The sequence below is a fragment of the Microbacterium lushaniae genome (assembly GCF_008727775.1).
Taxonomy (GTDB): Bacteria; Actinomycetota; Actinomycetes; order Actinomycetales; family Microbacteriaceae; genus Microbacterium; species Microbacterium lushaniae.
The window spans coordinates 1,706,476-1,719,658 of record NZ_CP044232.1 but is presented as its reverse complement, the minus strand read 5'-3'; the positions used below and the strand labels follow the sequence as shown (position 1 = coordinate 1,719,658).

The window sequence follows — 13,183 nt, the reverse complement described above, 5'->3', positions numbered from 1 at the left end:
GGACACGCCGGCACGCCGCCGGCACCCCGGCAGCACCCCGGCGGCACCGGCGACGTCGCCTCCGCTACTCGCAGGCACCGGCGGCACCGGGTTGGCCGCGCGGCGGGCCAACCGTAGGCTCGGTGCATGACTGACGCATCCCGCACCCCGTCGGCGATCGACGCGATCGCCGACGCGTGGGTGGACACCATCGCCGAACTCGAGCCGACCGCCGCCACCTACATCGGTCGCTCCGAGTACAACGACCGCTTCGGCGACTATTCGCCCGACGGACACGCCCGGATGGCGGCGGCGACTCGTGACGCCCTGGCGACGCTGGAAGCGGCCGAGCCGGTCGACGACGTGGACCAGGTGACGAAGGCCGACCTCGCGCGCGAGCTGCGGCTGAGCCTGGACCTGTACGACGCTCAGTGGCACCTGCGCGATCTGAACGTGATCGCCTCGCCCGCACAGGACATCCGCATGGTCTTCGACCTCATGCCCACCGCCACCGCGGAGGACTGGTCGGTCATCTCCACACGCCTGAAGGCGCTGCCGGCCGCCCTGGACGGCTACATCGCGACGCTGCGGGAGGGGATCGCCCTCGGTGTCGTGCCCGCCCGCCGGCAGGTGCTCGAAGTCGTCACCCAGATCGACCGATACACCGCCGACCACGGCTACTTCGCCGAGTTCGCCGCCGAAGCCGGGCCGGAAGAGGGCCAGCTCCCCGCCTCCCTGGCGCGCGAACTGGCCGACAACGCCAACGCCGCGCGGGTGGCGTACGGCGAACTCGCGTCGTTCCTCGGTGGGGAGCTGGCACCTGCCGCGGGGGAGAAGGATGCGGTCGGCCGTGAGCTGTACGCGCTGCACTCCCGCCGGTTCCTGGGCGCGACGGTCGACCTCGACGAGACCTACGAGTGGGGCGTCGAGGAGCTGGCCCGCATGGTGGCCGAGCAGGAGGCGATCGCCGAGGAGATCCTTCCCGGCTCCAGCGTCGAGGAGGCCGTCGCCTTCCTCGAGGCCGATCCCGCACGCAAGCTCCGCGGCACCGACGCGCTGCAGAAGTGGATGCAGGAGACCAGCGACCGCGCGATCCAGCAGCTGGGGGCGACGCACTTCGACATCCCCGACCCCATCCGCACCCTGGAGTGCATGATCGCCCCCACCAAGGAGGGCGGCATCTACTACACCGGTCCCACCGACGACTTCTCCCGCCCAGGGCGCATGTGGTGGTCGGTGCCGGAGGGCGTGACCGAATTCGACACGTGGCGCGAGCTGACCACGGTGTACCACGAGGGCGTGCCCGGGCATCACCTGCAGATCGCCCAGGCCGTGTACAACCGCGCCCAGCTGAACTCGTGGCGCCGGCTGCTGGCGGGAACCTCCGGCCACGCCGAAGGGTGGGCCCTGTACGCCGAGCGTCTGATGCAGTCCCTCGGGTTCCTCGACGATCCCGCCGACCGGCTCGGAATGCTCGACGGCCAGCGGATGCGCGCGGCCCGGGTGGTGCTGGACATCGGCGTGCACCTGGAGAAGCCGCGCCTGGACGGCGCCGGGACGTGGGATCACGACTATGCGCTGGAGTTCATGCTGCGCAACGTCAACATGTCGAACGAGTTCGTGCGCTTCGAGGTCAACCGCTACCTCGGCTGGCCCGGGCAGGCACCTTCGTACAAGGTGGGCCAGCGCATCTGGGAGCAGATCCGCGACGGGTACGCCGAGGCGCAGGGCGACGCGTTCGACATCAAGAGCTTCCACAAGCGCGCGCTCGACCTCGGCGGCGTCGGGCTCGACACGCTGCGGGAAGCGCTCCTGCCCTGACGCGACCTCACGTGGGGAGGCCGGGTGCCAGCAGGCGCGCGACCTCCCCGTCGGTGGTCTGCGGGAAGCGGTCGTAGAACTGCCCGACCGCGCGGAAGTCGCGGGGTCGGTGCGGGCACACGAAGGCGTCGGCGACGCCGTCATCCGGCTCCCAGTCGTGGGGCGCGACCGGGACGGCCAGGATGACCTCGCTGGCACCCCGGCCCCGTACTGCACGACACGCCGCGAGAGCGGTCGAGCCCGTCGCGACGCCGTCGTCGACGACGATCGCAACGCGACCCGTCAGGTCGAGTCCCGGCGACGGGTACGCTGCCGTGCGGCGGGCGAGCTCGGCGCGCTCGGCCTCCTCCACCCGCTCGAGGTCGGTGGGCGTCGTGCCGGTCAGTCGCATCGTCCGCTCCGAGATCACCCGGACGTTCTCGGCGATCGCGCCCACGGTGAGTTCGGCGTTGCCGTGCGCCCCGAGCTTGCGCACCGGGACCAGATCCAGCGGCCAGCCGTACGCCGCGGCGACGACGGCCGCGACGACGACACCGCCCCGCGGGATGCCGAGCACGACCGCATCCCGCCCCCGCCACGCACGGAGGGATGCCGCGAGCTGTGTGCCTGCGTCGGCCCGGTCGGCGAACAACGCCATGCCGTGAGGATACCTCTGGCGGTTCTGACCGGGTGGCGGTGGGCACCGCCACCCGGTCAGGTCTCAGGCCGCCGTCGCCGTGGCGTCGTCGATCTCGCCGACGAGCACTTCGAGCACGTCTTCGAGGTAGAGCAGACCAACAGTGCGCCCGTCGGCGTCGAGGCTGCGGGCCACGTGGGCGCCCCGGCGCCGGAGGATCGCCATCGCGTCCTCCAGCTCAGCTGTGCGCGGCAGCGACGCCAGACGGCGCAGTCGCTTCTCGGGGATGGGCGCGTGGAACTCCTCCGGGCGATCGAGGTCCATCACGTCCTTCATGTGCACGTAGGCGACGGGTTCGCCGTCGGTGCCGGCCACCACGTACCGGGAGTACCCGTGCGCCGCCACCGCCTGCTGCACGTCTGCCGGTGTCGCCCCGGCGGGCAGGAGCACCATCGCGCCGAGGGGTACGTCGACATCCGCGACGGTCTTCTCGGTGAACTCGAAGGCGCCCGCGAGGGTCCCCGAGGCGTCGTGCAGCGTGCCTTCCCGGCGAGACTGCTCGACGATGTTGGCGACCTCGTCCAGCGTGTACGTGCTCGTCGCCTCATCCTTGGGCTGCACCCCGAACAGGCGCAGGATGCCGTTGGCGGCGGCGTTGAGCGTCCAGATGACGGGCTTGATGACCCGTGCGACAGCGACCAGCGCCGGTGCCAGGATGAGCGCGGCGCGGTCGGGCACCGAGAACGCGATGTTCTTCGGCACCATCTCGCCGAAGACCACGTGCAGGAAGGTGACCAGGGCCAGAGCGACGGCGAACGCGATGATGCTGATGAGCTCGGGCGTGAGACCGGTCAGCCCCAGCGGGATCTCCAGCAGGTGATGAATCGCCGGCTCGGAGACGTTGAGGATCAACAGGGAGCACACCGTGATGCCCAGCTGGCTGGTGGCGAGCATGAGGGTCGCGTGTTCCATCGCCCATAGCGTCGTCTTGGCCGCACGGCTGCCACGGGCCGCGCGCGGCTCGATCTGCGAACGGCGCGCCGAGATGACGGCGAACTCCGCTCCGACGAAGAAGGCGTTGCCCAGGAGCAGGACGAACAGCCAGATGATTCCGGGAACGTACTCACTCATGACCGGCTCCGCTCACGAGGGCTTGGACCGTCCGGTCGTGACTGTTCATGAGGCTGGGATCGTGCTCCGGGTCGTCGGGAAGGTAACGCAGCCGGACGATGCGGTGTCCGTCGATGCGCTCGATGCGCAGCGTGCCGTGCGCGGTGCGGACTTCGTCGCCGAGTTCGGGCAAGCGCCCGAGCGCATCGGTGACGTACCCGCCTGCGGTGTCGTAGTCGGCGCCGTCGGGGATCTCCACCGCGATGCGGTCGAGCACCTCGTCGGGGCGCCACTGGGCGTCGAAGGTGATCGAACGACCCGAGCGGAGCACGCCGGTGCGCGTGCGGTCGTGTTCGTCCTCCAGTTCGCCGACGATCTCCTCCACGAGGTCCTCGAGCGTCACGATGCCCGCCGTACCCCCGTGCTCGTCGCCCACGACCGCGATCTGCAGCCCCTCCGCGCGCAGCAGCGCCAGGAGGTCGTCCGCGCCCATCCCTTCCGGGACGGTCCGCACGTCGCTCATCAGCACGTCGGCGCGCACGGAGGCCCGCTCGTCGAGCGGGATGGCGAACGCGTGCTTGACGTGCACCACGCCGACCACGCGGTCGGGCGTGCCGTCGATGACGGGGAAGCGGGAGTATCCGGTGGCCCGGGAACGGGCGATGATCACATCGGCCGTGTCGGCAAGATCCACGCTCGCCATCCGCACGCGCGGAGTCATCACCTCGGACGCGTCGCGCTCGCTGAATCGCAGCGTCCGGCGCAGCAGCTGCGCGTCGGACGTGTCCAGCAGACCCGCCGTGGCGGAGTGTCGGATCAGGTACGACAGCTCGTCAGCGCTGCGGGCGCCCGACAGCTCCTCCTTGGGCTCGATCCCCATGGCGCGGATGACCGCGTTGGCGGTGTTGTTGAACAGCATCACGAGCGGCTTGAACACCGCCGTGAAGGCGCGCTGGAACGGCGTGACGAGCTTCGCGGTGGCCAGGGGGACCGCGAGGGCGAAGTTCTTCGGCACGAGTTCGCCGATGATCATCGAGAACAGTGTCGCCAGCACGATGCCGACGACCACGCCGATCGGAGTGACGGCGCCTTCGGGCAGTCCGACGCTCAGCAGCGGGCCGCGCAGCAGGCTGCTGACGGCCGGTTCGAACGTGTATCCGGTCAGCAGGGTCGTCAGCGTGATCCCCAGCTGAGCGCTGGAGAGGTGCGTCGAGGTGACCTTCAGGGCTTTGATCGTGCCATCGAGGCCTCGTTCGCCCCGCGCGCGTCGCGCTTCGAGCTCGTGCCGGTCGAGGTTGACCAGCGCGAACTCGCTTGCCACGAACAGCCCCGTGCCGATGGTCAGGACGAGACCGATGGCGAGCATGATCCACTCGTTCATTCGTTACACCCCCTGACCCGAGAACGTTCCGCAGCGGCGGATGGGTGGTCAGAGGGCGTCGGACTATGAGAGGGAGGGTCATCCATGATGGATCCACAGTAGTGGCGAAGAATTTAGCGTGCGCTGAGAACGGCGGGAATGCCCGCGGATGCGGCACAGTTCACGCACGGGAACAGTCGGGAGAAGCGGATGGCGGCGCGCGCGGTGGAGCTGGGTATCGACACGTTCGGGGATGTCGCGATGGGGCCCGGTGGCGCCCGGGCGAGCGACGCAGCGACGATCCGGCAGGTGGTCGACCAGGCCGTCCGCGCCGATGAGGTGGGTCTGGCGTTCTTCGGCGTGGGCGAGCATCACCGGCCCGAGTTCGCGGTGTCCAGCCCCGAGATCGTGCTGGCCGCCGCGGCGGCCCGCACCTCCCGCATCCATCTCGGCACGGCCGTCACCGTGCTCTCCTCCGACGACCCTGTGCGGGTCTACGAGCGGTTCGCGACCCTCGACGCCGTCTCGGAGGGCCGCGCCGAGGTCATCCTCGGACGGGGTTCCTTCATCGAGTCCTTCCCGCTGTTCGGGTATGACCTCGCCGACTACGAGGTGCTCTTCGAAGAGAAGCTCGACCTGTTCCGGCGGCTGCTGGATGAGCGGCCCGTGACGTGGTCGGGCTCCACGCGCCCGGCGCTGGAGAACGCCGACGTCTACCCGAAGACGGAGTCCGGCCTCACGGCGTGGGTGGGTGTGGGCGGCAGCCCCGAATCGGCGGTGCGGGCAGCTCGGCACGGGTTCGGCCTCATGCTCGCGATCATCGGCGGCCCCGCGCACCGGTTCCGCCCGCTCGTGGATCTGTACCACCGGTCGCTGGAGTCGTTCGGACATGACCGCCGAGCCGTCGGCGTCCACTCTCCAGGCCACGTCGCCGAGACGGATGCGCAGGCGTGGGAACAGGCCTACCCCGGCGTCGAACGCAACTACACCGTCATCGGCCGTGAGCGCGGGTGGCCCGCGTACAACCGGCTCCGATTCCAGCACGACGTGGGGCCGGAGGGCTCGATGTACGTCGGCTCGCCGGAGACGGTCGCGCGCAAGATCGCCGACACCGTCCGGACGCTGGGTGCGGACCGGTTCGACATGAAGATCGGCACGGGCGGCCTTCCGCAGGATCAGGCGCTGCGCAGCATCGAGCTGTACGGCACCCGCGTGCTGCCGCTCGTGCGTGACATGCTCTCGTCATGACCGAAGCGTCGACGTCATCCGTCACGATCTCCGAGCGCCTCGACCGGTTGCCGTTCGGGCGCGGGCACGTGCGCGTGCTCGCCGGCTCGGGCATCGGCTGGGCACTGGATGCCATGGACGTGGGACTGATCTCGTTCGTCCTGGCCGTTCTGGCGCAGCAGTGGGCCCTCCAGCCGGGGGAGACGGCGTGGATCGCCTCGGCCGGCTTCGCGGGCATGGCCGTGGGGGCGAGCCTCGGCGGCCTGCTGGCCGACCGCTTCGGGCGGCGCCAGGTGTTCGCGCTGACCCTCCTCGTCTACGGCGTGGCCACGGGAGCCAGTGCCCTCGCGGGTGGGCTGGCCGTCCTCATCGTCCTGCGATTCCTGGTGGGCCTCGGGCTGGGCGCCGAGCTCCCCGTCGCCTCCACGTACGTGAGCGAGTTCGCGCCCGCGCGCATCCGAGGACGCCTCATCGTGATCCTGGAGGCGTTCTGGGCAATCGGGTGGACCGCCGCCGCGCTGATCGGGTACTTCGTCGTCCCCGCATCCGCCGACGGATGGCGGTGGGCGTTCGCCCTCGGTGCGGTGCCGGCGGTGTACGCCCTGGTCGTGCGGTGGGGGCTGCCGGAATCGCCCCGCTGGCTCGCGCGCCGCGGGCGCCACGCCGAGGCCGATCGCATCGTCGCGGAGTTCGAGGGCACCGCCGCCGCACCGGCGGCGCGCGACACGCAGCCGCCGGCCGTGGCCCCCGCCGCGGCGCGCGGGACCGGCGAGCGACTGAGGACCCTGTGGTCGCCGGAGTTCCGTGTCCGCACGCTGAGCCTGTGGACGGTGTGGTTCTGCGTCAACTTCTCGTACTACGGCGCGTTCATCTGGATCCCCACCATCCTCGTCGCCGCCGGCTACGACCTGGTGCGCTCCTTCGGCTTCACCCTCATCATCACCCTCGCCCAGCTGCCCGGGTATGCCGTGTCGGCGTGGCTCATCGAGGTGTGGGGCCGGCGCATCACGCTCGCGACGTTCTTGGCCGGTTCGGCGGTCGCGGCCATCCTGTTCGGTACGGCCACGAGCGAGGCGATGGTGATCGCGACCGGGATGGCCCTGTCGTTCTTCAACCTCGGCGCGTGGGGTGCGCTGTACGCCGTAACGCCGGAGACCTATCCCACGTCGCTGCGGGCGACCGGCAGCGGGTGGGCGGCCGCGGTGGGCCGGATCGCTTCGATCATCGCACCCCTGGCCGTGCCGCCGCTGCTCGCTGCCGGTGGTGCACCCGTGCTGTTCGTGGTCTTCGCGGCGTTCTTCGCCGTCGCCGTCTTCGCGACATGGGGCCTCGCCGACCGCCGCGGCCGCGCACTCGACGATCGTTGATCCTGCCCCCGGTCGTAGGGTAGCGAGGTGACTTCCGTACGTCTGGCTTCCATCGGCGACTCCTTCACGGAAGGAGTGGGAGACGAGCTGCCGGACGGCACGGTGCGCGGATGGGCCGACCTGGCCGCGCAGGGCTGGGCGCAGGCGCTGGGCGAGCCGATCGAATACGCCAACTTCGCCATCCGCGGCAAGCTCGTGTGGCCGATCGTGCGGGAACAGCTCGAGCCGGCGTTGGCGCTGCATCCGACTCACCTCTCCTTCAACGGCGGCGGCAACGACATGCTCCGCCCGCGCGCCGACATCCCGCACATCGCCGACGCCTTCACCCACGTCCTCCGCCGCTGCGACGAGGAGGGGGTGCGGGTCATCCTGCTCTCCGGCGCGAATCCGTCGGCGCAGTTGCCGTTCGGGCGCCTGGTACAGCGCCGCGGCGATCTGCTGTCAGCCGCCGTCACCGGACGCGTCGCCGACCGTCCCGACGTCATCCAGGCGCTGAACTGGCCCGACCGCGAGCTGTCCACGCCCGGCTACTGGTCGGCAGACCGGCTCCACATGAACACCCGCGGACACCATCGTGTCGCCGCGCGTGTCCTGCGCGCGCTGGATCTGACCGTCCCCGACGAGTGGGACTCGCTGCCCGACGCCTCTGCCGCCGAGCGGCTGGCCGGCGCCGCGTACTACCGCGCCCACGTGGGTCCCTGGGTGCGCCGGCGCCTCACCGGCACGTCATCCGGCGACGGCCGCACGGCGAAGTTCCCCACCTGGGTCACCGTGACCCCCGCCTCCGCCTAGCCGACCCGCGCAGAATTCAGGAGAATCGGGCTTCCGAGCGGCGTCTGAGCCCCCGCCCACGGCGTGTCTCCTGAATTCTGCGCGACGCGACGGGGCGCGACGCGACGCGATGCGACGAGCGACCCGCGACGCGGCTACGGGGCCGCGGGCAGGACGCGGTACGCGACCTCGACGAACTGACCCGCCGCCCGCACGGACTGCAGCTGCAGCCGCTCGGGCCCGATGCGACGGGGGAGGAGGGGCTTTCCCGCCGGCAGGAATGCCGGAGCCACCGAAAGGCGGATCTCGTCGAGGTGGCCGGCGTCGTCGAATTGACCCACGAGATCGCCTCCGCCGACCAGCCACAGCACCCCGTCGCCGGCAGCCTCGACGAGATCGGGCCAGAAGGAGGCCACTTCACCCTGCACGAAGCGCACGTTCCCACCCGGCGGCACCGCGAGGCTGCGGTGTGTCATGACGAAGCAGGCGAGCGTGCCGTAGCTCTCGGCCCACATCCCCGGACGCTGCTCCTCGTCGTGGCGGAGCACCCATTCGTACGTCGCCGCGCCCATGACGAAGGCGCCCACGGTAGCCAGGAAATCGCCCATCTCGTTCTCCGCCTCGTCGGCGCCCGGCACGGCGAAGAGCCAGTCGAGGGAGTCGTGCTCGTCGGCGAGGAACCCGTTGACGGTGACCGCGGTGTTGAAGACAGTCGTGACCATGCTGCAACGCTAAGCGCGCCCACCGACATCGCCGCGTGCCGGCCGCATCCGGTGGTCCGATCGGTTGTCAAGCCCTCGGGGTGTGGCCACCCGGGCCGCCATCATGGGGACGCGGCACCGCGCCGCGGGGGCGCGCGTCTGCGCGCCGGAAAGGGAGACCATGAGCATCGGAGCGGGAATCGCCCTGTTCGTCATCGGAGCCATTCTGGCGTTCGCTGTGAACGTGCAGCTCGAATGGGTCAACCTCGACCTCATCGGATACATCCTCATGGGTGCCGGCGCCGTCGTCTTCATCATCGGCCTGGTCCTCATGATGCGCCGCCGTTCGACCGACACGGTCACCCGGACAGCGGTGGACCCGACCGCGGGGGAGCGCGTCACGCGCCAGTCCACGCGTTCCACCGGCGACGACGTCATCTGATCGAGAAGAGCGACCGCGCGGCCCTCAGCCGTGCGGTCGCTCTTCGGCGTCAGACCCTCGATCGGTCAGTCGATGAGGCGGTCCGCCAGGGCCACCGAGACGACGCCGTCGAGTTCCGAGAGCTGTCCGGCGAGCGAGGGCAGCTTGTCGAGGTCGCCGGTGAAGCGCATCACCAGTTCGCGCAGATTCGAGTCCTCCTCGTGCGAGGCCTCCTCCAGCGCCGAGTGGTAGCCGGACTGCGCGGAGGTCTCCAGGACCTGCCGGAGCACGCTGTACCCACGGCGGTACCTGATGGTCAGGACGGGTTCGGGCAGCTCGGGCCGGATGCGCCGGCCGACATAGCTCAGCGGCCCCACCGTCAGCAGGTGCAGGACGGTCGCGGCCACGGCGATGAGGGGCATCCCCGCTCCGCACGTCATGCCGATCGCCGCGGTCATCCAGATGCTGGCCGCGGTGGTGAGGCCGTTGACGGTGCCCTTCTGCACGAAGATCACCCCGGCCCCGAGGAAGCCGATGCCCGAGACGATCTGCGCCGCGATCCGCGAGGGGTCCAGGACGACATCCACGCCGACGACGTTGCTGAAGCCGTAGGCCGACACCAGCGTGAACACCGCCGAGCCGAGACCGACGAGGGTGTGGGTGCGCAGACCGGCACTCTTGAGCTTGCGCTGCCGCTCGACTCCGATGACGGCGGAGAGCAGGAACGCCAGTCCCAGAAGCGCCAGCTCGGTGAGGGTCGATTCGTTGTAGAGCTCGATCAGCATGCCGTGTCCTCCTGCGGATGGCGCGTGATGTCGGGCGCGAACGCGAACAGACGCAGCATCCGCTCGGCCTCGACGGTGACGGCGTCTGCGCCCCGAGCGATATAGGTGCGCGAGTCGACGACGTCGGGTCGTGCATGCAGCGCCTCGCGGACGGCGGCCGTGAAATGCGTGTTCAGTTGCGTCGAGACGTTGATCTTGGTCATGCCGGCACGGATGGCGCGGACGATCTGTTCATCCGCGACCCCCGACGATCCGTGCAGGACCAGCGGGACGGACAACGCCGAGTGCAGCCGCTCGATGAGGTCGTGGTCGAGTTCGGCGGTGCGCTCCCGCATCGCGTGTGACGACCCGACGGCGACGGCGAGGGCATCCACTCCCGTTTCCGCCACGAACTCCCTCGCTTCCACCGGGTCGGTGCGCACGCCGGGCGCATGGGCGCCGTCTTTGCCACCGATGCGGCCGAGCTCCGCTTCGACGAAGCAGCCACTCGCGTGTGCGTATGCAGTCGCCTGCCGCGTCTGGGTGACGTTGTCGGCGAAATCGAGCGCGGAGCCGTCGTACATGACCGAACCGAACCCGAGGTCCACCGCGCGGTGGACGAGCTCGACGTCCTCGGCATGATCCAGGTGCACCGCGACGGCGGCACTGGAGCGCTCGGCGACCGACAGCATCGCTCGCGCGATCGGGTCGAGGTCGCCGTGGTAGGCGACGCAGTTCTGCGAGACCTGCAGGATGACCGGCTGCCCGGCCTGCTCGGCTGCGCGCACGAGCGCGGTGGCCGTCTCGAGATGGATCACGTTGAACGCGCCCAGCCCGCGCCCGGCAGTGCGGGCCGAGGACATCAGGGCGCGGGTGGGGACGAGGGTCACGGACGCTCCTGGGAGTCGGGGTATGAGTGGAGGGCGACCTCGGCGGCGAGTTCGCGGTGGGTCGGGGAGATCTCGCCGGCGAGCGGCATGAGAACGGCGGCCGCCGACCAGGACGTGGCCGCGCGGAGCAGTTCCGCCGAGCTGGGGCTTCCCCCCGCCAGCAGCATCGCCGCGGCGGCCACACCGGCGTCGCCGGCACCGGTCGGGTTGCCGCGAAGGATGCGGGGGAGCACCGCGCGGGTCCAGGCCGAACCGGGGCGAGCTGCGAGCATGCCGTCCTCGCCGAGGGAGACGAGCACCGTGCCCGCACCGAGATCGAGGAGGGTCCGGGTTCCTGCGGCGAGATCGTCTTCACCGGTCGCTTCGGCCAGTTCGAACGCATTCGGCTTCAGCAGATCGGCGCCCGCGGCTGCCGCGGCGAGCAGCGCCGGGCCAGAGGTGTCGACGATCACCGGAATGTCCCGGCTGCGCGACGTCGCCACGAGCGCCGCGACCTCCTCCGGCGGGAACCCGGCGGGCAGGCTGCCGGAGATCACGAGGCACGACGCGACCGGGAGGGAGTTCTCCACCGTCGAGCGCAGCCGGGCGCGTTCGTCGTCGGAGAGCACGGCGCCCGACTCGCTCAGCAGCGTGGTGGTCCCGTCGGTGCGCTCGACGACGGCGATCGTGCGCCGCGTGGGGGAGCCGACGGCGACCGCCTCGTGCGGTACACCGGAATACTCCAGGTCGGCGACGACCTGCGCTCCGGTGGCGCCACCGGCGGTGAGGATCGCGTGCACCGGGATTCCCTGCCCGTGCAGGACCCGTGCGACGTTGACCCCCTTGCCGCCGGCGCGCGCAGAGCCCTCCGTCACGCGGTGGGTTTCGCCGGGGTGGAGCGCGTCGATCGGGTAGGTGAGGTCGAGAGCCGGGTTGGGCGTGACGGTGACGATCATGCCGGGTTCGGGACGATCGCCACCTTGCCGGACTGCCCGGCGTCGGCGATCCGGTACGCCTGGTCCGCGTCCTGGAGCGCGAAGGCGTGGGAGACGACGACCTCGGGGTGAAGACCCCACACCGGTAGGCGCTCGACCAGCTCGCGCATGTGCGCCAGGTTCGTCACCCACGAGCCGTGCACCGTGAGCTGGCGGTGGATGAGCTGCGGGCTCGCCTCTTCGACCTGGAAGCCATGGCCCTCGCCGATGAGGACGAGCCGGCCGCGGGTTCGCAGCGTCGCGAGCGCCGTCGCCCGCCCGGCGGTGCTTCCGGAGCAGTCCACGGCCACATGCCACTCCGCCGCCACCCGCGATGCCGGATCGGTCGGGTCGACGGCCTCATCCACGGCGCCGATGCGCAGGGCGAACTCGCGGCGTTCGGCGCTGGGGTCGAAGCCGATGCGGGGCGTTGCGCCCAGCTTGCCACCGAGCAGCCCCGCGGCGAGCCCCACCGGTCCGAGACCGACGACGGCCAGCGAGTCGCGCCCGCTGACCCCGGCGCGGAGCAGGCCTTCGTACGCGGTGCCGAAGCCGCACGCGACGCAGGCGCCGTCCTGGTACGTGACGTCGTCGGGCAGGACGATGCAGTCCCGCTCGTCGGCGAGCATGAGCTCTGCGTGGCCACCGTTGCGCTGCCAGCCGTACGCCGCGCGCTGAGGGGAGGTGCAGCTGATCTGGTAACCGCTGATGCAGTCGTCGCACTGGCCGCATCCGCTGATGTGGTAGACCGCCACGCGATCTCCGGCCTGAAGCCGGGACACCCCCTCGCCCACGGCGACGACCTGCCCGGCAGGTTCATGTCCCGCGACGACGTTCTGATACGACTCCGCAGGATCGCCCTGGATGTGTTCGCGGTAGATGGCGCGGATGTCGGATCCGCAGATGGTGGACGCGCGCACGGCGATGACGACCTGCCCGGGTCCCGGAGCCGGGTCCTCGATCTGGCGAAGGTCGACGGTGCTGTCACCGGGCAGATACACGCCGAGCATGGCGCTCCTTCCTTAGGCGCTGTTGCGCGACGGGCGATGCGGGTCGGGGCGGCGTCGGATGGCGCGAGGCGACGGTGCCGCCCTGACTTGTCGCTGTGCGTCGATCCTATTAGGGTCGAAACCAAACGCAACCGACATGCGATGAATACGTTCGGAATCGAAAGTTCGCTGCTTTGATTCGAACGCAGGCGCA

13 protein-coding genes are annotated in these 13,183 nt (G+C 70.6%); 5 read left to right on the top strand and 8 right to left on the bottom strand.

Annotated features, from left to right (window positions below):
* Nucleotides 1-126: 126 nt before the first annotated feature.
* Nucleotides 127-1,800, top strand: a complete 1,674-nt coding sequence (locus tag F6J85_RS08130; protein ID WP_150924569.1) for a DUF885 domain-containing protein — start codon at nt 127-129, stop codon at nt 1,798-1,800.
* A gap of 7 nt (nt 1,801-1,807) precedes the next feature.
* Here F6J85_RS08130 and F6J85_RS08125 read toward each other — a convergent pair whose 3' ends face one another.
* From F6J85_RS08125 to F6J85_RS08115, 3 genes are all read right to left on the bottom strand, one after another.
* Nucleotides 1,808-2,437, bottom strand: coding sequence for a phosphoribosyltransferase (locus tag F6J85_RS08125; protein WP_150924568.1), 630 nt, complete (start codon nt 2,435-2,437; stop codon nt 1,808-1,810).
* 63 nt (nt 2,438-2,500) lie between these two features.
* Nucleotides 2,501-3,547 (bottom strand): hemolysin family protein, encoded by a 1,047-nt coding sequence (locus F6J85_RS08120; RefSeq protein WP_150924567.1) that lies wholly within the window; start codon nt 3,545-3,547, stop codon nt 2,501-2,503.
* Entirely contained in the window at nt 3,540-4,907 is a 1,368-nt protein-coding gene (locus F6J85_RS08115) for a hemolysin family protein (RefSeq protein ID WP_150924566.1), read from the bottom strand. Before F6J85_RS08115 ends, F6J85_RS08120 begins: the two co-directional genes overlap by 8 nt.
* A gap of 189 nt (nt 4,908-5,096) precedes the next feature.
* Here F6J85_RS08115 and F6J85_RS08110 point away from each other — a divergent pair, with 189 nt between their 5' ends.
* From F6J85_RS08110 to F6J85_RS08100, 3 genes are read left to right on the top strand one after another with little or no spacing between them, the layout of a single operon-like run.
* Nucleotides 5,097-6,134: an LLM class flavin-dependent oxidoreductase gene (locus F6J85_RS08110; protein WP_150927286.1), complete on the top strand. Its 1,038-nt coding sequence runs from the start codon at nt 5,097-5,099 to the stop codon at nt 6,132-6,134.
* On the top strand, nt 6,131-7,480 hold the full coding sequence (locus F6J85_RS08105; protein ID WP_150924565.1) for an MFS transporter: 1,350 nt from the start codon (nt 6,131-6,133) through the stop codon (nt 7,478-7,480). Before F6J85_RS08110 ends, F6J85_RS08105 begins: the two co-directional genes overlap by 4 nt.
* A 27-nt stretch (nt 7,481-7,507) precedes the next feature.
* The gene (locus F6J85_RS08100; RefSeq protein ID WP_150924564.1) at nt 7,508-8,272 is read left to right on the top strand and encodes an SGNH/GDSL hydrolase family protein; all 765 of its coding nucleotides are present in this window, start codon (nt 7,508-7,510) and stop codon (nt 8,270-8,272) included.
* A gap of 134 nt (nt 8,273-8,406) precedes the next feature.
* Here F6J85_RS08100 and F6J85_RS08095 read toward each other — a convergent pair whose 3' ends face one another.
* On the bottom strand, nt 8,407-8,973 hold the full coding sequence (locus tag F6J85_RS08095; RefSeq protein ID WP_150924563.1) for a dihydrofolate reductase family protein: 567 nt from the start codon (nt 8,971-8,973) through the stop codon (nt 8,407-8,409).
* A gap of 160 nt (nt 8,974-9,133) precedes the next feature.
* Here F6J85_RS08095 and F6J85_RS08090 point away from each other — a divergent pair, with 160 nt between their 5' ends.
* The gene (locus F6J85_RS08090; RefSeq protein WP_150924562.1) at nt 9,134-9,394 is read left to right on the top strand and encodes a DUF6458 family protein; all 261 of its coding nucleotides are present in this window, start codon (nt 9,134-9,136) and stop codon (nt 9,392-9,394) included.
* A 65-nt stretch (nt 9,395-9,459) separates the two neighbouring features.
* Here the strand turns inward: F6J85_RS08090 and F6J85_RS08085 are convergent, their stop codons facing one another.
* Genes F6J85_RS08085 through F6J85_RS08070 form a run of 4 tightly spaced genes read right to left on the bottom strand, consistent with a single transcriptional unit; the run spans nt 9,460 to nt 12,990 of the window.
* On the bottom strand, nt 9,460-10,158 hold the full coding sequence (locus F6J85_RS08085) for an MgtC/SapB family protein (protein ID WP_150924561.1): 699 nt from the start codon (nt 10,156-10,158) through the stop codon (nt 9,460-9,462).
* Complete coding sequence (locus tag F6J85_RS08080) at nt 10,152-11,027, bottom strand: class II fructose-bisphosphate aldolase (protein ID WP_150924560.1); 876 nt, start codon at nt 11,025-11,027, stop codon at nt 10,152-10,154. The genes F6J85_RS08085 and F6J85_RS08080 overlap by 7 nt, the downstream gene beginning before the upstream one ends.
* Nucleotides 11,024-11,962, bottom strand: a complete 939-nt coding sequence (locus F6J85_RS08075) for a 1-phosphofructokinase family hexose kinase (RefSeq protein ID WP_150924559.1) — start codon at nt 11,960-11,962, stop codon at nt 11,024-11,026. The genes F6J85_RS08080 and F6J85_RS08075 overlap by 4 nt, the downstream gene beginning before the upstream one ends.
* Nucleotides 11,959-12,990, bottom strand: coding sequence for a zinc-dependent alcohol dehydrogenase family protein (locus F6J85_RS08070; RefSeq protein WP_150924558.1), 1,032 nt, complete (start codon nt 12,988-12,990; stop codon nt 11,959-11,961). The genes F6J85_RS08075 and F6J85_RS08070 overlap by 4 nt, the downstream gene beginning before the upstream one ends.
* Nucleotides 12,991-13,183: the final 193 nt, after the last annotated feature.